The organism is Bacillus sonorensis NBRC 101234 = KCTC 13918 (assembly GCF_001592005.1).
GTDB lineage: Bacteria > Bacillota > Bacilli > Bacillales > Bacillaceae > Bacillus > Bacillus sonorensis.
In genome coordinates, this window is the sequence record NZ_BCVZ01000001.1 from 320229 (window position 1) to 344643 (window position 24415).

27 protein-coding genes are annotated in these 24415 nt (G+C 46.8%); 8 read left to right on the forward strand and 19 right to left on the reverse strand.

The annotated features are described in order from the left end of the window. Positions 1 to 25: 25 nt before the first annotated feature. The 8 genes from licH to wecB all read right to left on the reverse strand — a co-directional run bounded on the left by licH (position 26) and on the right by wecB (position 7629). A complete protein-coding gene (licH, locus tag BTR1S_RS01555) occupies positions 26 to 1354 on the reverse strand; it encodes a 6-phospho-beta-glucosidase LicH (RefSeq protein WP_029419691.1) in 1329 nt (442 codons plus the stop codon). Then, positions 1354 to 1683, reverse strand: coding sequence for a PTS lactose/cellobiose transporter subunit IIA (locus tag BTR1S_RS01560; RefSeq protein WP_006639563.1), 330 nt, complete (start codon positions 1681 to 1683; stop codon positions 1354 to 1356). Before BTR1S_RS01560 ends, licH begins: the two co-directional genes overlap by 1 nt. A 16-nt stretch (positions 1684 to 1699) precedes the next feature. Continuing rightward, entirely contained in the window at positions 1700 to 3052 is a 1353-nt protein-coding gene (gene celB / locus BTR1S_RS01565; RefSeq protein WP_006639564.1) for a PTS cellobiose transporter subunit IIC, read from the reverse strand. Positions 3053 to 3066: 14 nt separating this feature from the next. Then, positions 3067 to 3372: a PTS lichenan transporter subunit IIB gene (licB, locus tag BTR1S_RS01570; RefSeq protein WP_006639565.1), complete on the reverse strand. Its 306-nt coding sequence runs from the start codon at positions 3370 to 3372 to the stop codon at positions 3067 to 3069. Between the two features lie 127 nt (positions 3373 to 3499). After that, a complete protein-coding gene (locus tag BTR1S_RS01575; protein WP_006639566.1) occupies positions 3500 to 5431 on the reverse strand; it encodes a BglG family transcription antiterminator in 1932 nt (643 codons plus the stop codon). 227 nt (positions 5432 to 5658) lie between these two features. After that, positions 5659 to 5754, reverse strand: coding sequence for a small protein YxzF (gene yxzF / locus BTR1S_RS23755; protein ID WP_306420459.1), 96 nt, complete (start codon positions 5752 to 5754; stop codon positions 5659 to 5661). 70 nt (positions 5755 to 5824) lie between these two features. After that, positions 5825 to 6415 (reverse strand): DNA-3-methyladenine glycosylase, encoded by a 591-nt coding sequence (locus BTR1S_RS01580; protein WP_029419692.1) that lies wholly within the window; start codon positions 6413 to 6415, stop codon positions 5825 to 5827. 122 nt (positions 6416 to 6537) lie between these two features. After that, positions 6538 to 7629: a non-hydrolyzing UDP-N-acetylglucosamine 2-epimerase gene (wecB, locus tag BTR1S_RS01585; RefSeq protein WP_029419693.1), complete on the reverse strand. Its 1092-nt coding sequence runs from the start codon at positions 7627 to 7629 to the stop codon at positions 6538 to 6540. Between the two features lie 288 nt (positions 7630 to 7917). Between wecB and BTR1S_RS01590 the strand changes: the two genes are divergently transcribed. From BTR1S_RS01590 to prpB, 6 genes are all read left to right on the forward strand, one after another. After that, positions 7918 to 8904 (forward strand): polysaccharide biosynthesis protein, encoded by a 987-nt coding sequence (locus tag BTR1S_RS01590; RefSeq protein ID WP_029419695.1) that lies wholly within the window; start codon positions 7918 to 7920, stop codon positions 8902 to 8904. Continuing rightward, complete coding sequence (locus BTR1S_RS01595; protein ID WP_006639571.1) at positions 8901 to 9749, forward strand: dTDP-4-dehydrorhamnose reductase family protein; 849 nt, start codon at positions 8901 to 8903, stop codon at positions 9747 to 9749. Before BTR1S_RS01590 ends, BTR1S_RS01595 begins: the two co-directional genes overlap by 4 nt. Positions 9750 to 9899: 150 nt before the next feature. Next, positions 9900 to 10571 (forward strand): GntR family transcriptional regulator, encoded by a 672-nt coding sequence (locus BTR1S_RS01600; protein ID WP_006639572.1) that lies wholly within the window; start codon positions 9900 to 9902, stop codon positions 10569 to 10571. Between the two features lie 76 nt (positions 10572 to 10647). After that, on the forward strand, positions 10648 to 11763 hold the full coding sequence (gene mmgD / locus BTR1S_RS01605; RefSeq protein WP_006639573.1) for a citrate synthase: 1116 nt from the start codon (positions 10648 to 10650) through the stop codon (positions 11761 to 11763). Between the two features lie 29 nt (positions 11764 to 11792). After that, on the forward strand, positions 11793 to 13235 hold the full coding sequence (locus tag BTR1S_RS01610; RefSeq protein ID WP_029419696.1) for a bifunctional 2-methylcitrate dehydratase/aconitate hydratase: 1443 nt from the start codon (positions 11793 to 11795) through the stop codon (positions 13233 to 13235). Positions 13236 to 13247: 12 nt separating this feature from the next. Beyond that, positions 13248 to 14165: a methylisocitrate lyase gene (gene prpB, locus BTR1S_RS01615; protein WP_006639575.1), complete on the forward strand. Its 918-nt coding sequence runs from the start codon at positions 13248 to 13250 to the stop codon at positions 14163 to 14165. Between the two features lie 67 nt (positions 14166 to 14232). Here the strand turns inward: prpB and BTR1S_RS01620 are convergent, their stop codons facing one another. From BTR1S_RS01620 to BTR1S_RS01635, 4 genes are all read right to left on the reverse strand, one after another. Continuing rightward, positions 14233 to 15426: a chromate transporter gene (locus BTR1S_RS01620; protein WP_006639576.1), complete on the reverse strand. Its 1194-nt coding sequence runs from the start codon at positions 15424 to 15426 to the stop codon at positions 14233 to 14235. An 18-nt stretch (positions 15427 to 15444) separates the two neighbouring features. Beyond that, on the reverse strand, positions 15445 to 15753 hold the full coding sequence (locus BTR1S_RS01625; protein ID WP_006639577.1) for a PadR family transcriptional regulator: 309 nt from the start codon (positions 15751 to 15753) through the stop codon (positions 15445 to 15447). 120 nt (positions 15754 to 15873) lie between these two features. Then, a complete protein-coding gene (locus tag BTR1S_RS01630) occupies positions 15874 to 17589 on the reverse strand; it encodes an ABC transporter ATP-binding protein (protein WP_006639578.1) in 1716 nt (571 codons plus the stop codon). 118 nt (positions 17590 to 17707) lie between these two features. Next, a complete protein-coding gene (locus BTR1S_RS01635; RefSeq protein WP_006639579.1) occupies positions 17708 to 18379 on the reverse strand; it encodes a rhamnogalacturonan acetylesterase in 672 nt (223 codons plus the stop codon). Positions 18380 to 18689: 310 nt separating this feature from the next. On the opposite strand from BTR1S_RS01635, the gene bslB (BTR1S_RS01640) reads away from it, so the two are divergent. Next, positions 18690 to 19241, forward strand: a complete 552-nt coding sequence (gene bslB, locus BTR1S_RS01640) for a biofilm surface layer hydrophobin BslB (RefSeq protein ID WP_029419697.1) — start codon at positions 18690 to 18692, stop codon at positions 19239 to 19241. A gap of 214 nt (positions 19242 to 19455) precedes the next feature. Further along, positions 19456 to 19929, forward strand: coding sequence for a biofilm surface layer hydrophobin BslB (gene bslB, locus BTR1S_RS01645; RefSeq protein ID WP_029419698.1), 474 nt, complete (start codon positions 19456 to 19458; stop codon positions 19927 to 19929). A gap of 49 nt (positions 19930 to 19978) precedes the next feature. Here bslB (BTR1S_RS01645) and BTR1S_RS01650 read toward each other — a convergent pair whose 3' ends face one another. The 7 genes from BTR1S_RS01650 to sigY all read right to left on the reverse strand — a co-directional run bounded on the left by BTR1S_RS01650 (position 19979) and on the right by sigY (position 24234). Continuing rightward, positions 19979 to 21208, reverse strand: coding sequence for a multidrug effflux MFS transporter (locus BTR1S_RS01650; protein ID WP_006639581.1), 1230 nt, complete (start codon positions 21206 to 21208; stop codon positions 19979 to 19981). A 111-nt stretch (positions 21209 to 21319) separates the two neighbouring features. Beyond that, positions 21320 to 22096 carry an ABC transporter permease gene (locus BTR1S_RS01655; protein ID WP_006639582.1) on the reverse strand — a complete coding sequence of 259 codons (777 nt, stop codon included), beginning with the start codon at positions 22094 to 22096 and terminating at the stop codon, positions 21320 to 21322. Further along, positions 22093 to 22980 (reverse strand): ABC transporter ATP-binding protein, encoded by an 888-nt coding sequence (locus tag BTR1S_RS01660; RefSeq protein WP_029419699.1) that lies wholly within the window; start codon positions 22978 to 22980, stop codon positions 22093 to 22095. Before BTR1S_RS01660 ends, BTR1S_RS01655 begins: the two co-directional genes overlap by 4 nt. Further along, positions 22980 to 23195: a PLD nuclease N-terminal domain-containing protein gene (locus BTR1S_RS01665; protein ID WP_006639584.1), complete on the reverse strand. Its 216-nt coding sequence runs from the start codon at positions 23193 to 23195 to the stop codon at positions 22980 to 22982. The genes BTR1S_RS01660 and BTR1S_RS01665 overlap by 1 nt, the downstream gene beginning before the upstream one ends. Further along, the gene (locus BTR1S_RS01670; RefSeq protein ID WP_006639585.1) at positions 23192 to 23410 is read right to left on the reverse strand and encodes a hypothetical protein; all 219 of its coding nucleotides are present in this window, start codon (positions 23408 to 23410) and stop codon (positions 23192 to 23194) included. Before BTR1S_RS01670 ends, BTR1S_RS01665 begins: the two co-directional genes overlap by 4 nt. Beyond that, on the reverse strand, positions 23411 to 23734 hold the full coding sequence (locus BTR1S_RS01675) for a YxlC family protein (protein ID WP_006639586.1): 324 nt from the start codon (positions 23732 to 23734) through the stop codon (positions 23411 to 23413). Next, the gene (gene sigY, locus BTR1S_RS01680; RefSeq protein ID WP_241748831.1) at positions 23731 to 24234 is read right to left on the reverse strand and encodes an RNA polymerase sigma factor SigY; all 504 of its coding nucleotides are present in this window, start codon (positions 24232 to 24234) and stop codon (positions 23731 to 23733) included. Before sigY ends, BTR1S_RS01675 begins: the two co-directional genes overlap by 4 nt. Between the last annotated feature and the right edge of the window lie 181 nt (positions 24235 to 24415).

A 24415-nucleotide genomic window follows, 5' to 3' on the forward strand; every position in this document is an offset into this window, starting at 1 on the left:
GACGGCCGGAACCTTGGCAATCAATCTATGCTTCTACTGATTTAAAAAACTGCGGAAGATGCTCTTTATGCGCTTCAAGCATATCATCCAGTATTTGCTTAGCGATTTTGTCGGACGGTACGAGCGGGTTGATCGTCATCGCCACAAGAGCGGTGTTGTAGTCGCCGGTCACAGCGGCTTCGGCGGCGACTCGTTCGAACGATTTGATCTGCTGGACAAGGCCTCTGACTTTGACCGGCAAGTCCCCGACTGCGATCGGTTTTGGACCGTTCTTCGTCATGACGCAGTTTACTTCCACCGCTGAATCATCCGGTATGCTTGCGATTGCACCATTGTTCATCGTATTGACAGGCTGAATATCGTGTTTGTCATTATAAATCGAGCTGATCAGGTTACAGGCCGCGTCGCTGTAATATGCGCCTCCGCGTTTTTCAAGCTGCGGCGGTTTGATGGCCAGGTTTGGATCTTTATATAATTCAAAGAGCTCTTTTTCTACTTTTTGAACGACCTCAGCACGGGTTCCTTCCGTTTGCGACGCCTCTATTTCATGCTCAAGCATTTCCTTGGTTTTATAGTAGTAGCGGTGATATCCGCATGGAATTAAGTCAAGACCGCGGATAAAGTCGGGCTCCCATGACTCGCCGGAAATATTTTTCATGGTCATTGCATTTGCCGGATCTGCCATTGCTTCAATCACTTTGTCTTTGACACTGACACCGTCAAGGAAGACATCGAGGCCGTACACCATATGGTTCAACCCGGCAAATTGGATTTCCACGCGGCTTTCGTCAACATCAAGCGCTTTTGCCACTCCCATTTTCATGCCGATCGGCACATTGCACAGACCGACGACTTTTTTCAGATTTGAATAGCGGAGCAGCGCTTCTGTCACCATGCCGGCCGGATTTGTGAAATTGACAAGCCAGGCATCAGGACAAAGCTCTTCAATGTCTTTTGCGATATCGAGTATGACCGGAATGGTGCGAAGTCCTTTAAACAAGCCCCCGGGACCATTCGTCTCCTGACCGATGACACCGTATTTTAATGGGATTCTTTCATCTTTCGCTCTTGCCTCAAGCAGACCGACGCGGAATTGAGTGGTGACGAAATCAGCGTCTTTCAAGGCCTCTCTGCGATCAAGCGTCAGGTGCACCTTAATCGGAACTCCCGCCTTTTCAACCATCCGTTTTGCCAGCGTTCCGACGATATTGAGCTTTTCTTCTCCTTCGGGAATATCGACAAGCCATAGCTCGCTTACAGGCAGCTCCTCGTGTCTTTTGATCAATCCTTCAACCAATTCGGGCGTATAGCTTGAACCTCCGCCAATTGTTACGATTTTCAAGCCTTTTTTCATCAGTTGACACCTCCGCGAATATTTATGTTTTTATATAAATCAACAATTTCCGATGCCAAATCTTTCATTGTCATTGCATTCATTAAATGGTCTTGCGCATGAATCATTAATAGTGACGGCTCTGTTTTTGTCCCCTTTGCTTCATTTTGAATGAGAGCCGTTTGAAAGTGGTGAGCCTTTATCAATTCCTCATCCGCTGACTGAAGCTTTTTTTTTGCTTCGGCAAAATCGCCCTTCTTGGCTTCGGCAATGGCTTCCATGCAAAAGCTTCTGCCGTTTCCTCCGTGGAGAATGATTTGAAAAATCGTCTGTTCCAACTCCTCAGTCATAAGTGCACCCCCTTTTTTATACGCCGATCTGCTGATTTTCATTTGCAGGCGGCCCAGCTTCCAGCTCGCTTTCTTCTTTCAGCTTTTGTTTATCCCACATTCTAAAGAACGGGTAGTAAACGGCAAACGAGATGAACAGGTTAATCAGCTGCATGACAGCTCCGGAAATTTTTCCGCCCGTCGCCAAGTATCCTGAAAAAAGCGGCGGCATTGTCCAAGGCACTGCAATTCCCGCAGGTTTTGCGACGAGACCGGTGCTCATTCCGATATAGGTTGCGATCATCATCAGAAGCGGTGATACGATAAACGGAAGCAAAAGCATCGGGTTCATGACGATGGGCATCCCGAAAATAATCGGTTCATTGATGTTAAAAACGGCCGGTCCGATTGCAAGTTTCCCCAACTGCTTCATCTGCTTGCTTCTCGATCTGAAAAACATGGTGATGACCAGCGCCAATGTAGCTCCGCTTCCGCCGATATTGATAAAGATTTCGAAAAACTGGATTGTAAAAATGTTCGGCAGAACTTCTCCGGCTTGAAAAGCAAGACGGTTTTCATCCATTGCGCCATACCAGATCGGCGACATGACCCCGCCGACGATGTTCGCCCCGTGCAAACCGCAAGACCACAGAAGCTGTTGGACGGTTTCGGCCACAAGGCTTCCCCCGAGACTGCCTCCGAGAATGGAAAGCGGCGTGCCCAAAAGCACGTTGACGACATTATGCAGGCTTTCAAAAGGCGTGATTTCAATCAAAAGGCGGGCGATCCAGATCGAACCGATGACGGCAAACCCCGGAATCAGGGCGATGAATGATTTGCTGACGGCCGGAGGCACACCGTCAGGCATTTTGACAACAATGTCTTTGTGAACGACCCAACGGTATACTTCAGTAGAAAACATCGCAATCAGCATACCGACAAACAGACCCTTGCTTCCCATTAAGGAAATCGGTATACCCCCCGAGACCATAATTTCCTGGGTAGAGCCTTCAGGTGTAAAAGGAATCTGATAAGGAGTGGCGAGCAGGAAAGCCGCTACGGCGATCGCACCTGAAGACAATGCGTCAATTCCGTACTTCTCGGCAAGTCGGTATGCGATTCCAAACGTTGCGATAAGCGCCATAATGTCAAAGCTGACGTTTACCGGGTAGCTCAGCTTTTCAGCCCATTGGTCGCCGAATATCCCAGCCATGAATTGCGCATACCCTGGAATCGGCAGGTTGGCTAAGATGAGAAACAGCGAACCGATGATAATCAGCGGCATGGTCAGGATGATCCCGTCTCTGAGCGCCTGCAAATGGCGCTGGGCGGCGATCCGGCCGGCGATCGGCATGACCTTCTCCTCTAACAACAGGTTGAACTTATTCACCCCTCCGCCCTCCTTCAAACACCGGCAAGCTGTTCTGCGGATTTCAGCACTTCTGCCCCATTACAAGTCCCGTAATGGACCGTGTTGATGACGTCGACAGGCACCCCTTTCGATTCCCCCAATTTCTTCAATTGCGGAAGCATATAACGGACTTGCGGGCCGAGGAGCAATACATCGGCTTTATCAATATGATTTTGGACTTCTCCTCCGGAGACGGCCCAAATTTTATAGTCTTTTCCTTGTTCCTCTGCGCTTTTTTCCATTTTCGTAACAAGCAAACTAGTTGACATACCTGCTGCACAAGCTAATAAGATGTTCATATTTATATATCCCCCTTTTTGCAATGAATTCGAATCTGTTTTACAGTTTCATCATACAATGAAACCGTTTTCATATTGACTTAATGATTTTCCTCTTCCCTCCGGAAAAAAGACAGGGGAACATGTTTTATCCGGAAAATGGACTTCTGAAAACAGCCATAAACTCTTCATACGTTTTGCATTTCAGCAGTTCCCGGACAATCGACCGATTATCCAGCACATTGCCCAATAACTTGTACATCCCCTGCAGATTGGAGGTATTGTCTTTTTCAACGCAAAGAAGGCAGATGAATTGGACTCTTTTATCCTCCCATTCTATCGGCTTTTGCAGCGTACATACCGCCCAAAATGTTGTATCTGTTTGCGGTGTCATCGGATGGGGAATCGCCACAAGATTGCCAAAGCACGTGGGCGCAACAGCCTCTCTTTCCAAGACTGAGGCTTCAAGACCTTCATCCGCAAGGCCAAGCGCTGTTACTTGATGACACAAAAAACGCAGCACTTCCTCTTTCGATTGAAAGTGTTCCTGCAAAAAGACAAGCTGTCTTCTCGTATATCTTGCAGCCAGCTCTGTATCTGCCGTAAGGACGTGCTCTATTTTTGTTAAATCTGCTCCTCCCAATATCGCATTCACTTTAACAACCGGGATTGGGAGTCCGTCGGGCAGCGGAATGGTGCTGATGACAAAGTCGAGGGCATGGAGCGGCATTTGATTCAGTTTATAATAATCAACCGTTCCAATGATTTCAAGCTTTGAGCCGAATCTTGACCGCAGTCTGTCCTGAAGCAGCATGGCGCTTCCCGCTCCTGAAGCGCAGACAATGATACAGCGCTTTGACGGGGTTTTCATTTTCCTTCTTTCCAGCGCGGCGCCGATATGTAAAGCAAGATAGCCGACTTCACTTTCCTGAATGTCGAATCCCGTTTCCTTTTTGATGACTTCTCCGGCCTGGATTCCTGCTTCAAATGCAAGCGGATAGTTTGCTTTAATGGCGTCCAGCATCGGATTTCTGATGTTCATTCCGTAGCGGCAGCGGTTCAGTGCCGGCTTTAAGTGAAGACAGAGGCCGATTTTTAATTCTTTGTCATTCTTAATGCCCAGCCTGAATTTTTCATCGATTGTTTCCATGACCAAATCTGTCAGTCTATCTGTCTCTTCATCAATAAAGCCTTCCATTTTATCGCTGGGGATCTTCGCCATTGCCGTTCTTTTGGCTCCCATCAGATGAATGGCAATATAAGCCGTCTCTTTTTCCGGAAACGCCACCTTCAGTTTTTCTTTCAGCGTCCGGACAATCGACCGGGATACTTCATATTCTTTATGATTCATAATCTCCTTTATGTCTTCTGAAAAAAACGAGACATGCTTTCCATTGCGAATTCGTTTGCAGGCGATGGCGATATGAATCAGGAGGTTGTTCAAGCCAATGTCAGACAGGGAAATTTCATCCTCGCTTATCCTTTCCAAAATCGTCTGGCGGATCATGCCCAGCTCTTCTTTCGGAAGGATCGAAATCCGGGTGTTCAGGATGTCCATTTCGCTCTCTCTTTTCGGAAAAATATGCTCCGCCATGCAATAGCGCAGCTTTACTTCATCTCCCCTCAACTTAAAGCCGTAATTTGGTTTGATTTCTAATTCAATGCCGTAAGGTTTCAGCCTTTTTCGAACGTCCCTCATATCGTTTTGAACGGTCGATTTGCTGATGAACATCTCATCAGCCAAATCTTCAAGTTTGAGATAGCCGTCTGTTAACAGCAGTCTTTTTAATAGATAGAGAATACGTTCATTTGGAAAAACGGGGTTTGACAATTCTTCTTGAAACGTATTTTGCAGAAACTGGCGAAAGAGGTGGTTATGATGGATGGACAACCTGTAACCGGCGCCTCTGATGGATGTGATGGAAGCCCCGTTTTTAGAGAGAAGATAGTCTAATTCTTTTACGTCTGATCTGATCGTCCTGGAGGTGACATTCAATCCGTTGGCCAAATAAGTGCTGGTCAAGGGTGATTCCGCTGTCATTAATTCGCTGAGAATACTGCTAAGCCGAGCATTGAGCATAAAAAAGCCCCCCTCATAAAGGTATCGCTTGAACCAATGAACAAACAGCCAGAATCTTTCCTGCTGTTTAACATATATTCATTCATTTTGTGAAATTTCTCTCATATTAGTAAATTCTATTATGATTGCGTTTTCAAGTCAATTTGCCTACATGCGGAGCGGCACCTTGGAAAAGCGTTTTTACGTGAAGCCCTCCAATCTGGAAAAACAGCCGGATCAGCCGGCTGTCAAGTCTTTTTCGCTTTTCTGTCTTTGATGATTTTCCGTGCGATCGGATAAATGACAGGTGTCAACTTTACGACATTTTTAAACAGTTTTTTCATGACCGGCATGACTCCCTTCCCATTTTTATCACCTTTACCCGGGGAGACAGGGAGCCAAACCAGTCCTTTTTCACCTCGACACGTACCAATTTCCTTTCATCCAAAACCGCCAAGGGTATTCTCTCGCCTCTCCCGAATTCTCGATTCCGATCCTCGGCCCGCAGGAAATGTCGTGTGGGACATACCCTTTTGCAATATACAGGGGCGGCTCTGTCAGCCACCTTCCGTAATCATCCATTGTGATAGAGAGCGCCTTTGTCAACTTTCCCGGCCCATTCGTCCAATCACGCGGTTTTTTTCCGCTTCTTCTTTTCTCCATCAGCAGGAGCCCTTCATGCGGTTCAACCGCCCTGATGAGGACCGCTTCAGGCTCATCAATGCCGGCGCTCACGACATTGAACAACGTATGCGTATGCATCGTATACGTATAGGCGCGGCCTGCCTCTTGATACATCACTTCTGTCCGTTTCGTCCGGCGGTTCCCGAAGCTGTGGGCCGCCCTGTCCTTTGGTCCCATATAAGCTTCGGTTTCTACAATATACCCTGAAGCAGTCCCTTCATCCGTTTCTTTCACCAACAGACATCCTAACAGTGACTGTGCAAGCTCAAGGGTCGGCTTACGGTAAAATTCGGGCGGAAGGGGTTTGCAAGCTTGTTTCATATGGGGAAGCCTCCTTTTGATGGTAAAAACGATATATGAATTGTGATGATTTTAACATGTCTTCAAGAACCTTGCGAGAAATAGAAGGCTTTTACATGGAGTTGAATGCTCAGTTTACCATATTAAACATGCCTCAAGCCGCCTAAGATAAAATGGACAACCTTGTCTGATACATGCGGGTCTGCATACCCTTCAGGCAGCTCCCAGTCCGTTTTCGCCTCCATCATTAACTCCGCCGCCTGAACGATCCGCTCCGTTTCAAGCCCTGATACCACATTGCTTCCGCACATCACTGTTTCAGGCCGTTCTGTACTGTTCCTGATGGTAACCGAAGGAACTTTGAGGATGCAGCTCTCTTCCTGGACCGTTCCGCTGTCCGTTATGACGCATTTCGCATGCTGCTGAAGGTGGATGAAGTCAAAAAAACCAAACGGTTCACAAAATGACAGCAGCTCATCATGATGTTGAATACCGAATTTTTGCAAACGATCCCTCGTTCTCGGATGGATGCTGCAAATCACCGGTATTTTGTGTGTGCCGGCAAGCGATGTCAGCGCATCAACAATATGCTGCAGCCTTTCTTTTACATCTACATTTTCCGCTCTGTGCGCTGTTACCAAAATAAAGGATTGGCTCTTCACATTCAAGGTGTCAAGCATCTTCCTTTGTGAAATGTCATCACGAAAATGGTTCATGACTTCATAAATCGGATTTCCTGACACCCAAATTCTTTGCGGATGCATGCCTTCCCTTTCCAAATTTTCTTTGGCAATCCTTGTATAGGGCAAATTAAAAGAGGCGATCGAATCGATGACCCTGCGGTTGATCTCTTCCGGGACCGCATTGTCAAAACAGCGGTTTCCGGCCTCCATGTGGTAGACGGGAATTCCATACCTTTCGCCCAGAAAAGCACAAAGCGCACTGTTGGTATCGCCGAGCACAAGCAGTTTGTCAGGCTGAAGCTTTAATATCAGCTTTTCGACTTCCGTAAATATTTCACCAATCTGAGCGCCTGTTGAATGCCCCGACAGTTTAATGTGATAGTCCGGCATCCTTACCTTTAATTGATCAAAAAAAATTTTACTCAGCTTTTCATCATAATTTTGACCGGTGTGGACCAATATATGCTGATCGGCAAATTGATCAAGCTTGCCGATGATCAAACTTAAGCGGATGATCTCCGGCCTGGTCCCGATAATCGTCATGATTTTCATCCATCTGACTCCTTTTATGCTGCTGATCAAATCGCTGTCTTTTCATAAGACGGCACAGATCTATTTTGTTATCTACACCTCGTCTTCCGCCATCATCATGACGGCTGAAAACCTTTATATATATATTCGCGTCTCTAAAAAGGTGTGCAGTTTGAATGGGCCAACCTCTCAATCTGGTTTATTTTTCTTCAATCAGGCTGTTCTATCACACAAATATTTCTACAAAACATATACATTTATATGCTAGTTTTGACAGTCTATCAAACGATCTGTTTTAGGAGGAGAAGTATGTTTAAAAACGCCCGAATACTGCTTACCGGAGGAACTGGTTCCTGGGGTATGGAGCTTACCAAAAAACTATTATTATACAAACCAAAGGAGATCAGGATTTTTTCAAGAAACGAATTCACGCAAATCAGCATGCAGCGGGAGTTCAATCATCATCCTGCATTAAAGTTTATCATCGGTGATGTAAGAGACTATCTGTCTTTGGAGTCTGCCTGCCGGGATGTCGATTATATATTTCATCTTGCGGCATTGAAGCATGTGCCGATCTGTGAGGAACAGCCTGAAGAAGCATTAAAAACAAATGTTGTCGGAACACAGAATGTCATACGTGCGGCCCTTGCCCATCGCGTAAAGAAAGTTATTGATGTTTCAACCGATAAAGCGGCTGACCCAGTCAACTTTTACGGAATGACAAAGTCGCTGGGAGAAAGACTGATGATCCGTGCCAACGATTACAGCGAGCATACGGATTTTGTCTGCATCAGAGGCGGAAATGTACTCGGAACAAACGGAAGCGTCGTACCGCTCTTTAAACATTTAATACAAAAAGGGGAGGACCTCACGCTGACGTCAAAAGAAATGACAAGGTTTTTTCTAACGGTCGGCGAAGCGATAGACTTGCTGCTTAAAGCTTCAGAAGATGCACAAGGCGGTGAGATCTTCGTCATGAAAATGAAGGCGTGCAAGATAGTGGATCTTGCGGAGGTTCTGATAGAAGAGATGGGAAGCTTCGTCGGAATGAAAGAAATCGGAATCCGGCCTGGAGAGAAGCTTCATGAAGTACTGGTCTCAGATCATGAAGCACCGTATACCTACCTCTTTGACTCCGAGCATTATGTGATACTGCCTTCCCATCCTTCGGAAAAGCTGCGCAAGCATTATCGAAAATTCGAAAAAGCAAACTTTCAGAAATACCAATCAAACGATCTGTTAATGTCGAAATCCGAAATTGCAGCCCTGTTAAGGGAAGGAGGATTTATTCAGTGAGACTGCTGATTTTAGGCGGAACGGGAATGGCCGGCCATGTATTAAAGGAATTTTTTTCTGCGAAATCGCAATATGAAGTATTCTGGACACAACGCCATTCACTGTCCGATGATCCACATTGCTTTTTTTTGGATGTAACAAACACAGATGAATTAAAAAAGCTGCTCCAACAAGTCAAACCCGACATCGTTATCAATGCAACCGGAATTTTAAATGATGCCGCACGTCAAAACCTGCTGCAGGCGATCCATGTTAACAGCATTCTGCCCCACCTGCTGTCAGACATGAGCGGCGATTATCAATATTACCTGATTCACATCAGCACAGACTGCGTGTTCTCAGGCTCAAAAGGAAAATATATGGAAACTGATGCAAAAGACGGGAGTTCAGCCTATGCACAAACCAAAAGTCTTGGTGAAGTCCTGGATGATCAAAATCTAACCATCAGGACGTCCATTATAGGACCCGAGCTGAAAGACGGCATCGGTTTGTTCCATTGGTTCATGAATCAAAAGGAACAAATACGCGGGTTTAGCAACGTGTTCTGGAACGGGCTGACGACTCTCGAGCTGGCGAAAGCGATTGAGGGGCTGCTGGAATCGCGGTTAACCGGACTGATTCACCTCACCGGAAATCGCTTCATCTCCAAATACGAGCTGCTCCTCCTGCTAAATAAGATCTTTGCCAGAGGTGTTGCGATCATTCCCGATGATCACATGCGGTTTGATAAAAGCCTTGTCATGACAAGGGAAGATGTGCCGTACCAGCCCATCGGCTACGAACAAATGCTTGTTGAATTAAAACAATGGATGGATGACAGGCCGTACTTATATCAATATGAATAAAAAAACAAACACCCGCCTCTTACAAGACGAGGGACGGTGTTTGTTTTTTCATGTCCAAAACTTTTGCTGATCTGGATGACATTGACAAAACCGTATAATTGTATACAATTATATTTATATTCAGACAAAAGGAGGGGAGAGAATTTTTTCATGCACTCTTCAAATCCAGTCAGAAGGCAGTCTGCAAGTGATTACGCTTACAATGAAATCAGAAAAAAGATCATTGAGCTGGAATATTCACCTTCTGAACAGCTCGTAGAGGACAATCTCGCACAAGACTTGGCCATCAGCCGAACCCCGCTGCGGCAGGCTCTTTACCGGCTGGAGCTTGAAGGATTGGTCAGTAAGCAGCCAAACGGCCGGCTTCGTGTTTGTCCGATTTCACCAGAAGAAGCGAAAGAGGTTTTTAAGGTTCGCGAAGCGCTGGAAGGACTGCTGACTGCAGAGGCTGCCCAGCTTGCGACGACAGAGCAACTTCATCAGCTTGAAGACCGGCTCGAATTAATGAAAATGGCTGCAGCAAAAGACCGCCATACAGATACGGTCAAATACGGATCTGACTTTCATTCCATCTTGCATTCCATTAGTGCGAATGCGACAGCAAAGCGTTTTCTTGAACAATTAGAAAGCAGAATCGAACGGTATCGAAGGATCAGCGGATACAAAAATCCACATTACAAATCATCCGTATCCTTTAATGAACATGTGGAGATTTTCAATGCTGTAAAAGAAAAAAACAGCTGTCTGGCAGAAGCAGCCATGCGTTCCCATATTAGACGCAGCCTACATTCGATTGAAGAAACGCTCAAACATTTGTATTAACATGCTCAAAAAGCCGATGCCAATTTCACATCACGTTTTTTACACACATGTTAAAAAACGAATATGGGGTGGAAAAATGGGCAAACAAGATGTATTTAAACCGGGATTAGAGGGCGTGATCGCCGCTGAAACGAGGGTTTCTTATTTAGATACCGAGGCTGAAGAAATCGTTGTCAAAGGCTATGATTTAATAGAGCTTGCCGAACAAAAAACATATTTGGATCTCGTCTATCTCCTGATCCAAAACAAACTCCCGGATGCAATGGAACTGAAAGGGATTGAAAGCGCTTTAAACAATGCTTACGGCCTTCCGAGCGGAATATACACGATTCTATCCACACTTCCACAAGATACTCACCCAATGGATGCACTCAGAACCGGAATTTCAGCCTTGGCGGGGTATGACCCCGAGCTGAATGACCGGTCTAAAGCGGCAAATCAGGCAAAAGCGCTGCGGCTGATCGCACAAGTGCCGAATATTGTCGCAAACAGCTACCGCATCTTACACCAGCAAAAGACGATTTTACCGGATAAACAAATGTCCTACAGCAAGAACTTTTTATACATGCTGACGGGAAATGACCCGAGCGAACAGGAAACGGCTGTCTTTGATCAAACCTTAATGCTGTACAGCGAACACGAAATGCCGAATTCCACTTTTACCGCCAGGGTGATCGCGTCGACCCATTCAGATATATACGGAGCCTTTACGGGTGCAGCAGCATCTTTAAAAGGAAACTTGCACGGCGGGGCCAATGAAGCGGTCATGTATATGCTGCTCGAAGGCAAAACAACGTCCGGCTTTCTCAAGCTGATTCAGCAGAAATTAGCGAGAAAAGAAAAGGTGATGGGGTTTGGCCACCGCGTCTATATGAAAAAAATGGACCCTAGAGCCGCCTTATTGAAAAAAGCTCTTTTTACACTTTCCCACAAGACGGGCAGACAGGATTTATACGAAATGTGTGATGCCGGGGAAACGCTGATGCGCGAAGAAAAGGGGCTTTATCCGAACCTTGATTATTATGCCGCGCCTGTCTACTATCTGCTTGGCATTCCGATCGAGCTCTACACCCCTATTTTCTTTGCGGCGCGTTCGGTCGGCTTAGGCGCCCATGTGATTGAACAGCATGCCGACAATCGGCTGTTTCGGCCGAGGGTCCACTATACAGGACCGCGGGGTCTTCATCCATAATCCATATTATTTGAAAGGAAGGGATACTCATGAACATGCAAGGCGCAGCGACTGAAACATCATGTGATCGATTGCTTGAAGAAATTGCCGATTATGCGGTAAATGCCAACATTACGAGTGAAGAAGCGTTCGAGACGGCCCGTTACGTATTAATGGATACGCTCGGCTGCGGCATATTGGCGCTCAGATTTCCCGAATGCACCAAACACCTCGGACCGATCGCACCTGGAACGGTTGTCCCGAACGGAGCCCGCGTTCCCGGCACCCAGTTTGAACTCGATCCTGTGCAAGGTGCATTTAACATCGGCTGCATGATTCGCTGGCTCGATTATAATGACACATGGCTTGCAGCCGAATGGGGTCATCCGTCTGATAACCTGGGGGCCATTTTAGCCTCTGCGGACTTTTTGAGCAGACAGCGGATCGCCGCCGGAAAAGATCCGCTCACAATGGATGATGTCCTCACAGCGATTGTAAAAGCTCATGAAATTCAAGGAATTCTCGCTCTCAACAACAGCCTGAACAGAAACGGACTTGACCATGTTCTATTTGTGAAAGTCGCTTCCGCGGCCGTCGCCTGCTCTCTTTTAGGCGGTACAAAACAGGACGTCATCAATGCCGTTTCACAAGCCTGGGTTGACAACTCGAGCCTGAGGACATACCGTCACGCACCGAACACCGGCTCGCGAAAGTCCTGGGCGGCAGGTGATGCCACAAGCCGAGGCGTCCGGCTCGCGCTGATGACTTTAAAAGGCGAAATGGGGTATCAAACGGCATTATCCGCGCCGATGTGGGGATTTCAGGATGTATTGTTTGGAGGAAAGGAATTAACGCTTGCAAGACCGCTCGATTCTTACGTTATCGAAAACGTCCTCTTTAAAATATCGTTCCCGGCTGAATTCCATGCCCAAACGGCGGCGGAAGCGGCGATTCAGCTACACGGCCAAGTAAAAGACAGACTTGATGACATTGATCACATCGTTATTACGACGCATGAATCCGCCATCAGGATCATCGACAAAACCGGAGAATTACACAATACGGCAGACCGTGACCACTGTCTGCAGTATATCACGGCGATCGGCCTGATCTACGGGGAGATCACCGCTGAGCATTATGAGGACGAAATCGCGCAAAACCCGGAAATCGACCGCCTCCGCGCGAAAATGAAAACAGTGGAAAACAAACAATATTCCGCCGACTATCTTGACCCGGAAAAACGAAGCATCGCAAACGCTGTCCAAGTATTTTATAAAGACGGCACACATTCAGAAAACATTTCAATCGAGTACCCGATCGGCCATCGGCGCAGGCGGAATGAAGGCATCCCGCTGTTAAAAGAAAAATTCATCAACAATTTGAAAACCCGTTTTCCGGCCAGACAAGCGGAGAGAATCAATTCTTTGCTGAATGATCCGCACATTTTAAAAGACACATCTGTCCCGGACTTTATGGAACTGTTTGTGATCTAGGAGGTGTTATTCATGTGGATTGTCACAAAACAAACGAGTCAGGAAGAGCTGGCGGAAACGTTCAAAAAGCTTATCCGGTCACCGGATATCCTGAAAATCCCCGGCGTTCATGACGGAATGGCAGCGATCACCGCCAAAAACGTCGGGTTTAAGGCTCTTTATCTCTCAGGGGCCGCTTATACGGCAAGCCGCGGACTGCCTGATCTGGGGATGATTCATTCTCAAGAGATGGCGGAAAAAGCCCGCGAGCTGGTCAGAGCCGCAAATCTTCCGGTTTTGGTCGACATTGATACAGGCTACGGCGGTGTGCTGAACGCTGCGCGAACGGCGGCGGAAATGCTGGAAAGCAGAGTCGCGGCTGTTCAAATCGAAGATCAGCAGCTTCCCAAAAAATGCGGGCACTTAAATGGTAAATCGCTTATCCCCGCAGAAGATATGATCGCTAAAATTAAGGCAATCAAAGAGACAGCCCCGTCCCTTGTCATCGTGGCCCGCACCGATGCAAAAGCGGTTGAAGGCAGAGACGCGGCAATCAGACGGGCCAATCTATACGCAGAGGCCGGGGCCGATGCGATTTTTCCCGAGGCTCTGACAAGCGAAGACGATTTTCAGGACATGGCTTCAGCGGTCAATGCGCCTTTGCTCGCTAATATGACGGAATTCGGAAAAACGCCTTATTTTACGGCTGAGGAATTTCAATCTTTCGGCTTCAGCATGGTGATTTATCCAGTCACTTCACTGCGTGCCGCGGCAAAAGCGTATGAACGGGTCTTTGCGGAAATATATGAAAAAGGAACGCAAAAAGGCGTACTGAAGGATATGCAAACCCGTGAAGAACTATATGATGCCATTCATTACTATGATTATGAGCAGCTCGACGAATCGATTGCAAAAACCGTACTGCCCGAAATCGGGAAAGAAAGCCGCTAGGCGGGGAATCCCGCAACGGACCATTAAAGCAAAAGGCTGCCGAACTTATCGGCAGCCTTTTGCAGACCTATATCAGCGCCATCAGCGACCCGCCAGCAGCACCCGTACAAACGACCACCCAAGGAGGCAGCTTCCAGTAGGCAAGCATGCTGAATAAAACCGCTGCAAACGCAAAATCAATCGGAGCCAATATCGAACTGGTCCAAATCGGATGGTAAAACGCCGAAATCAAAATTCCGACAACGGCTGCATTTACTCCCATTAACGCCCCTTTTACTTTCGGATTGCGGCGCAGGGAATCCCAAAAAGGCAGCGTTCCTAAAATAAGGAGAAATGCCGGCAGAAAGATCGCCGCAGTCGCAAGTAACGCGCCCTGCCAGCCGCTAATGACAGCGCCGAGATATGACGCAAAAGTAAACAGAGGACCCGGAACAGCCTGTGCCGCACCATAACCGGCTAAAAACGCTTCCTCGCCCATCCATCCGGAAGGTACAAATTCCCGTTCCAACAAAGGCAAAACGACATGTCCACCGCCAAACACCAATGAACCCGATCTGTAAAAGCTGTCAAAGAGCGCAATCCAGCCGTTTGCCGTCATCTCCCTTAATACCGGTAGAAGAATAAGCAGTCCGAAAAATAAGCTCAGGCAGCATACCGCAAACCTCCGTGATATCGGAAATTGTATGACAGAATGCTCTGCTGCTTTTTGATTTTTATAAAAAAGAAGGCCGAGAAAAGCAGCCACTAAAATGACGCAAACCTGGATATAAGCCGTCTGCCACAACAGCGCGGCGACCAGTGCAAACAAGGCGATGGACTTTCTTTTTACATCCGGCGCCAGTTTTTGCGCCATCCCTATGATCGCGTGGGCGACAACTGCGACGGCAACGATTTTCAGTCCGTGAATCCAGTCCGCCGTTTCGGCGTCCCATCCTTGAAGTATCAACGCAAATACAATCAGGGCGACAACAGATGGCAGCGTAAATCCGAGAAATGCGAGAATACCGCCAAGCAGGCCTCCGCGCATCACGCCGATCCCGATCCCGACCTGGCTGCTGGCTGGACCGGGGAGGAACTGGCATAAGGCAACCAGGTCGGCATAGTTTTTTTCGTCGAGCCATTTTCTCTTCCTGATATATTCGGCATGAAAATATCCCAAGTGGGCGATCGGCCCGCCAAACGATGTCAGTCCGAGCCTCGTCGATACGATAAGAATCTCGAGCAGCGTTTTCCAGCTTCTGTCCGCATGATGTTTGGTCACCCTTCCACTCCTTTCCGCTTATTCTTTTATTTCTTTAAACAATTCATACGCTTTCAGTCTCGCTTCCTTCAGCACGCGAATCCCTTTCTCTGTGGCCGAATAATACTTCCTGATCTTTCCGTCCACATTCTTTTCCTCTTTGTCCAGAAGTCCGTCAGACTCCATCGAATGGAGGATTGGATACAATGTTCCCGCGCTGATGTTATACCCGTGCTCCTTTAGCTCTTCAAGCATCCATAAGCCGAATATCGGATGTTCACTGGCATGATGCAAAATGTGAATCTGAATAAATCCGAGAAATAATTTTCGCAGCACTTTGTCTTCCAATGCGGCACCTCCTAATATCGAAATTCAATATCGGTTTTCGATATTGTATCATCAGCAAGATCCTCTTACAAGAGTTTTAGACAAAAAAACAAGCCCGCATATGGACTTGTTTTTTTCATATCATGACTGGTGCTGAACACGGTGAAGGCTGGCGAATATTCCGCCCTTTTCAACCAATTCATCGTGTGAGCCTTCTTCGGCAATTCCGTTTTCCGTCACCACGACAATCCGGTCGGCGTTGCGGATCGTGGCAAGCCTGTGGGCGATGATGAGCGTTGTCCGGTCTTTGGCAAGCTCTGTCAAAGCATTTTGAATGATCTGCTCCGTTTCTGTATCAAGAGCGGATGTCGCTTCATCCAAAATGAGAATCGGCGGGTTTTTCAAAAACATCCTCGCGATCGCAATCCGCTGCTTTTGACCTCCGGACAGCTTCAGTCCTCTTTCGCCGACCTGTGTTTCATAGCCGTCGGGGAGCGACTCAATCAGCTGCTCCAAATGAGCCATTTTTGCCGCGCGTTTAATTTCTTCATCAGTTGCATCCAATTTCCCGTATGCAATGTTTTCACGCAGTGTCCCTGTAAACAGAAACACATCCTGCTGAACAATGCCGATTTGTGAACGCAGAGACCGCTTTGTCATCTTGCGAATGTCAATGCCGTCAATCGTAATCGAACCTCCGTCAACATCGTAAAAACGCGGAATCAGCGAGCTGATCGTCGTTTTTCCCGCTCCCGACGGACCGACAAACGCAACCGTCTCGCCCGCTTTAATCGATAAATCAATCCCGTTTAAAACAGGCTTATATTCTTCATAGCCGAACGTTACATTGTGAAAGACGATGTTTCCCTCTAAGGCTGGTACATCAATCGCATCTTTGCGGTCGACAATCTGCGGCTTTGTATCGATCAACTCGGTAAACCGCTTGAAGCCGGCCATCCCTTTTGGATAGAGCTCCAGTATCGCGCTGATTTTATCAATCGGCTTAAACAACACGTTGACATACAGAACAAACCCGACGAATTCCCCATATGTCAGGCTTCCTGAAAAACTGAGCCACGCCCCGAATACAAGAACCGAAAGAATCATCAAGCGCGTCATTAAAAATGTCCCCGCAGTCGTCAGAGCCATTGTTTTATAGCCCTTCAGCTTTGCCCTGCGGAACTTTTGATTGTTTTTCAGAAAACGGGAAATCTCAAAGCGTTCATTTGTGAAGGATTGTACGACGCGGACACCTGATACGCTGTCCTCAACCCTTGCGTTTACATCCGCGATTTCGCTGTACATTTCCCTCCAGGCCCGGTTCATTCTAATATTTGAATATGTGATCAGCCCGATTAATAACGGCACGAACAAAATCGCGACCAGCGCCAGTTTCACATTAATCGTCAGCATGATCCAAAACGCGCCCAAAAAGGTCATGACCGCGATGAACAGATCTTCAGGCCCGTGATGGGCAAGCTCTCCGATATCAAACAAATCGTTTGTGATGCGGCTGATGATGTGTCCTGTTTTCGTATTGTCAAAGTAGCGGAAAGATTGGCGCTGTACATGCTGGAAAAGCTCCTGGCGCATGTCCGTCTCAATGTTGATCCCCAGTTTATGGCCGAAGTAATTGACGATATACTGAAGCCCGGTGCTGAGCAGGTAGATCAATAAAAGCCCGATGCTTACCCAGACAATTTCTGTCCAATCGCCTCCCGGAATCAATGTATCGATAAACCACTGAACAACCAGCGGAAACGCAAGCTCTAAAACGGCGACGATAATCGCGCTGGTAAAGTCAATGAAAAACAGCCGTTTATGTGGTGTGTAGTATGAAAAAAAGCGGCGAATCATTTTAAGATGTGCACTCCTTTTTTAAAGGCTCTATGAAATAGATCGTATCACAGTTTAAAGGATGAAGTGCAAAAATTTTGAAAAATAATTGAAAAACATTCTCAAATCAGCACGGATGCTACTGACCGATGCATAAAGGAAGCCCGGCTTCCCTCATTCCCTCTGCCACGAGCCCGGCGATTTCCCCAGCGCCGTATTCGCAAAAATGCGTATTGTCTTCAACTCCATCCGGGTAGTTGGGATGCTCTCCAGGCTTAAGCCACAAAAACAGCTTCTTCGCCGATTCAGCTCCCATGGACTGAAGCAGCCGGCCGCTTGTTTCTGTAAGGTCGATGAGCGGGACATGAAGCTCATCTGCAAGCTGTCTCACGGCATCCGGATAATCGCCATGGGTATTCCGCAGCCGGCCTTCAGAATCGAACGACCTTCTTTGAACGGGTGTGATCAGCACCGGATGGGCGTTTTTCAGTCTGGCGGAATCGATATATCGGCGCAAATAAGCCTGATATGTTCCATAAGGATCGGTATAACGTTCATCCGGCTTTTGATCGTTATGTCCGAACTGGACAAATAAATAGTCTCCGGATCGTATGTATTCCAAAATGCGCTGCAATCTGCCTTCCTCTACAAAGCTTTTTGAACTTCTTCCTGACACCGCTTCGTTCCGGACGAGGATGCCCGGATTTAACAATTCTCCTATTTTCTGCCCCCAGCCGGCTCTCGGCGCAGAAGAAGCATCATAGTTAGATACTGTTGAATCCCCCGCCAAAAACAGTTGCATATGTTTCATCGTCCATCCCCCTCATGCTCTTTTTTATATATTAGGATGGAAATCAATATACGGCAACAAAAATACTTTTTTAACCATTTTGTTCGTTATACGGCTCTTTTTCTATAAAAACGTCTATTAATTGACAGAAAACTATTAAATATTTTAAATTTCTTCAAGAAATTTACCTAAAAATATTTACTTGTCTGGTAAATGGTGATAGATTAATGGAGCAAGAAAAGGAATTTAGTTGATCGCGATCGTATTTTTGCCTTTTCTTGATATTTTCCGGACGTCCTCTACTTAATCGCCATTTAGGAGGAACTTGCAGATGCTTAAACGTAATATCATCAGTAAAATCAGTATTGGTCTGCTAACTTCTGCAGCTTTGTTTTCATTTGTCCTTCCTTCCCATGAAGCGAATGCCCAGGAGGTTCATACAAGTCATTTTAGGGGTCCGTTCCACTGGCCGCATCCGCCTAAGCCGCCGCAATTCCCGCAGCCGGAAAATCCGGTTCAGAAGCCGGCGCTTGAGGCTAAAACCGTCAACAGCAATAAAGAGTGGACAACATCCGATATCGTCATTACGTACAAACCGAATACATTCGTCGGATCAAGCTATGTGGAATTTAACTTCCCATATCGCTTTCATGCAAGCACAACAGACACGCTAAATGGTAAAGCACTTGACTATACACAGATTTTAAATGACGGACAGACTGTCAGAGTGCCCGTCTACGCATTGAGTTCTTCCGAATTCAAACTGGTCATGGTTCGGAAAACGCTTCCAAATGCGGGAACCCACAGAATTACCGCTGAACTTCAGCAAAACGGAAAAAATATTAATCACGCTGAAACAACGCTTGAGATTGTTCCGCGTTAAATGATATCATGCCGGCCTCTTGCTTAGGGCCGGCTGTCTGAATCATTACATACATCACGGCGCTGTATTTTTTAACATTTTTAGAAATTCTCTCAAAATAGATTCATTTTTCCGGTAAATAGTGATAGATTAAGCAAGTGTGAAAAGGGTTTTTATAGTATCCCATCTTATTTTTTCCTTTTCTATCAAAATGCAATTTAGGAGGAACGATACGATGCTTAAACGTAAATGGATTGGAAAAGCGAGCGCCGGCCTGCTAACGTCTGCAGCTTTATTTTCATTTATTCTTCCTTCCCAGGAAGCACACGCGACTTTTTTTAGAAGCGAACCGACTCTTCATGTCGAAACCGTTGACAGCAATAAAGAATGGACAACCTCTGACATTGAAGTCACCTACAAACCGAATTTTTTCGTCGGTGCCAGCTATGTGGAATTTAACTTCCCGTATCGCTTCCATGCGAACACAAGGGATTCACTAAATGGCAGAACATTAAATTATACGCAGATTCTAAATGACGGACAAACCGTCCGGGTTCCCGTCTATGCGTTCAGCTCCTCTCAATTCAAGCTGGTGATGGTCCGAAAAACGCTTCCGAATGCCGGCACCCACAGAGTCACCGCTGAGTTGCAAAAATTCGGAAGACATTATCACCATGCAGAAGCAACAGTGGAAATCGCTCCCCGTTAATCCTCATCTGCATGAAAAACCTCCGGAGGCTTGAAGCTCCGGAGGTTTTTCACTTGGACGCCCGGCGCCCGACCAACATCTTAAAACAAACCAGTGCACTAATATTGCAGCATACAATGACGACGGCCATCGGTAAAGCCGTATGACTTCCGGCGATACCTACAAGCGGCGCTGCGCCTGCGCCTAAAATAAACGTCAAAAGCCCCAAAAGCGCCGATGCGCTCCCGGCTGACTTCCCCTGGCTTTGCATGGCCAGAGAACCGCTCGACGTCGTCACAATTCCAATGCAGGAGACGACGATAAAGAGCGGGATCAAAACAAACATGAGCGGCGCATGAAAGACGACGGACACGAACAAGACCAGACTGGCGGCCAACGATATCATCAGTCCGCATCTCAATAAAGCTGCTTCACCGAACCGGCCGGCCAGCCTTCCCGTAATCTGGGCAGCGATGATAATGCCCAGGCCGTTTACCGCAAAACAAAAGCTGAAGGCCTGAGCAGACAGCCCGTAAATGTCTTGCAAAACAAATGGAGAAGCTGATATATAGCCGAACATCCCCGCTGTGATCAGTCCCTGCGCCAAAGCGTATCCCATAAAAGTCCGCTGGCCGAAAAGCCTTCCGAATGATACGAACGTCTCCTTGAAACCGCCTCTCGTCCGATTGTCCGGAGACAGCGACTCTCTAATTCCAATTATGACAGACAGAATAATGATGATCCCAAAGACGCCGATCATAAAAAACACGCCGTTCCAGGTCGTAACCTTCATCAACTGTCCGCCCGCTACCGGGGATACGATGGGAGCAATCCCGTTTACCAGCATCAGCAGCGAAAAGAATTTCGTCAATTCCGTACCCGAATATAAATCACGGGCAATCGCACGCGATATCACGATGCCGCCCGCCCCGGCCGCACCTTGGATAAACCGCATGGCGATCAATACCCAGACAGATGATGTTAATGCACATAAAAAAGATGCCGCGGCAAAAACGGCCAATGAAACGATCAGCGGTATCCTTCTGCCCAACACATCACTAAAAGGGCCGATGACTATTTGTCCGATTGCAAGCCCTAATAAACACGATGTTAAACTAAGCTGGACGATGGAAGCGCTCGTATGTAAATCATCAGCCATCTGCGGAAGCCCAGGCAAATACAAATCAATCACAACCGGACCGATTCCCGATAAAATGCCCAATATGACAGCGATCCATATCCTGTTTGGCTTAGCTTTCGACTGTGCGGCAAGATCTGCCTGGCTGTTCACCGTACCCATTGGATCACTCCTTTTTTCATATTATTAAAAACCGCCCCGAAAACCCTCCAGTGTATTGTATACCTTAAGTCATGATGTTGACAATCAGAAAAGCCGGGCAAGCCCGGCTGATTAGTAAGATTCATATTTTTTAAAAACAAAAACGGTGCACATGAACAAAAGAAACACAATTCCCGCAGACGAAAACACCATCCAGCCGAAAGCATGGTCCCATGAACCATGCATAATAAAATAATCGGCCTGGCTTTTCGCCTTATCAGGCATCCACTCGGTAAAGCGGGGGAACAAGGAACCCGCCAGCGAAACGAAGGCGATGAAGCTGATGCTCATGCCGGCAATCCCCCCAATATGACGAAACAAAGCACTGAAAAACATCGCAACCGACATAACAAATATAATCCATATGCTGTACACGGATAAACTGAATAAAAACCGTTCAAGTTCAACCTTGCCGAATAGAAGATTTGTATAATAGAAAGCCAATCCGTAGCTCACAGCAAATGAAGCCAATACGAGCAGCACATGCTGGAGCCACTTGCTGCCGATATACTGCAGCGGGCTGACAGGCCTCGCCATCACCAATGAAAGAGATCCTTGGTTTCGTTCATTGACAATGCTGCCCATCACGCTGAAAACGAAAATCGCAGTACCGACCGTGCTGAACTGGGACAAGGTGCTCGCCATAACCTCCTCACTCCTAGGCCTTGGTATATCGATCACTGCTCCCTCAGGCAAATTCCCGGCCATATCGATGATTTGGGGCATATAATACAGGCTGAGCGGCTGAATCAAGCCAAGAAGGATCAGAACGGCAGGCAGCCAAAACAGCTTGCCGTCCTTCCAGCTTTCCGTCCATTCTTTTTGAAATAACATATAAAATGAATTCATAGCCCCATTACCTTCATATACATATCTTCCAAAGACTGCGTTTTTTGTTCAAAACGAAGAATCGATACATGTCTGTTCAAGCATTCAGCCAACAATCGGCGGCTGTCAGACCGATCAGTTAAAACAATGTTAGCTTGTGAAGGTTTATCATACGCAACCTTGCTGACAAAAGGCAGGTGTTCCAGCCATCCTTCAAGGCTTTCTTCAGCTGTCAGAATGTAAGACGGCTTTAGATGCCGGTTCTTCAATTTATGAAGCGGACCGGACCATTTGACAGCCCCTTCTTTCAGCATGATCACTTGATCGCATACCTCTTCGGCATCATGCAGGACATGCGTCGAGAAGAGAATCGTCATCTTCGTTTTTAAATTCTTCATGATCTCGAGTACTTCGCGCCGTCCCGCCGGATCGAGCGCGGAAACAGGTTCATCCAAAATCAAAAGCTTTGGCTCGTGAACCAAAGCCTGTGCCAGTCCGAGCCTTTGCTTCATCCCTCCTGAAAAACCGCCGATTTTCCGGTCTTCTTCCTTTTCCAGACCGACATAGCGCAAAGCGGACCGGCTCTTTTCCATGGCTTCACGGTGTTTCAGCTTGGAAAGCCTTGCGGCGAACAACATATATTCTAAAGCCGTCATCCATGAAAAAAACGCAGGATGCTGAGGCAAATATCCGATTTCCAGCCTGTTTATCGATTCCCTCCCCAAAAAACGGATGTGTCCTGATGTAGGCGCCAATAAACCGGAAAGCATTTGCAATGTCGTCGTTTTTCCCGCTCCGTTTGGCCCGAGAAGGGCAACGCATTGCTGATATTCAAGGTCAAAGCTGACATTTTGGACAGCTTGGTGCTGCTGATATATTTTTGTTAAGCCATTGACGGACAGCATCACACACGCCTCCTCTCATATGTTTTTTTACCGATGATAAAGTAAGAGACGGGACCGACAAAACTGATCCCTAAAATGATCAAAATCCACATCCACTTTGGGCCATTCGTTTTCTCCTGTTTCATGCAACTGACCAACGCGGACACCGCTAAAATGATATACAGCACAATGAAAGGGGCAATCAGCGCCCAAGGTATATCTGCTCTTTCAGTCATGACGACGGCCTCCTTTTCTTATGAAACGGCCTTACAACAAACAAATAATAGAATAATAAAGGCATCGGTGTTTGGATCAAGCCCCATATTCCCCAGAACCACGCATTGGTTCCCTTTTTCTTCGCATCAAGAAACAGAAAGATGCTCTGCGCAAATAAAAGCGGCGAAATGCAAAGAAGCAAAAGCAGTTTTTCCTGGGTCATGTCAAGATTCATTTAATCAGCCTCCCCGTCAGCCGTACGCCGCCTTTTTTCTAACAGGGCGAGCGCAGGCAGCAATATAAGCGCCGCTCCTTGCACCATGATAAAAACAGCCGGAACTTGAACGGAAATTGTCAAGTAAGCCGATAAAATCACCAGCGCCATGACGATAAAACAAAGCAATTCCTTTTTGAGCGCCCGCTTGCGCTCTTGTTTAAACCGGGCTAAACGCTGATTCAGTTCAAATGCTTGAGGAACCGGCGGAACAAAAGTATCATCAAGCTTTTCGAGTTCGTGTTTCAAATGCGCAACCGTTTCTTTTTTATCTCGTTCATTCACTGTTCCCACTCCTTTCGAATTTTCTTTAACCCGTGATGCACGCGCGATTTGACGGTACCTTCTTTTATTTTCAGCATGTTTGCCACTTCAGGGTAAGTAAACCCGTAGTAATGTCTTAACAAGATTGGCATTCTGATTTCAGCCTCAAGTGCAGCGAACAGTTCCAAGAATTCGCTCCATTCATGGCCGTGAAGGGAAGACTCCCATTTCATTTTTCGCACGGCCGCTTCTCCTGCGGCCTGGGTTTTGCGGTTTTCGCGTTTTTTCCGGCGCTGATGGTCGATAAACAGCCGGGAAGCAATCGAAATCAGCCATGTTGAAAATTTCGCGTTACCCTGAAACTGTTGAAGGCCGATATACGCTTTCAGCATCGTTTCCTGGACCAAGTCCTCTGTGAGATCAGGGTTTAGCGTTAATTTCAGCACATATTGATATACAAAAGAGTAGTGAAGCTGAAACAGTTTAGTAAAAGCGGCATCTTCCCCGTCTTTTGCCTGCATGATCAGTTCTTTTTCATCTGCTTGATCCACTAAAACGCCAACCCCCTTTCTTTTTGTCTCTGTATCTACGACGACAGCCGCAGGCAAACCGTTCAATTCTATTTCAATAAGATAAAAAATCATCTTGTTTTCCGGCAAGGATTTATGATGTACTTGAATTTAAAGGGGTGTGAATAAAAAG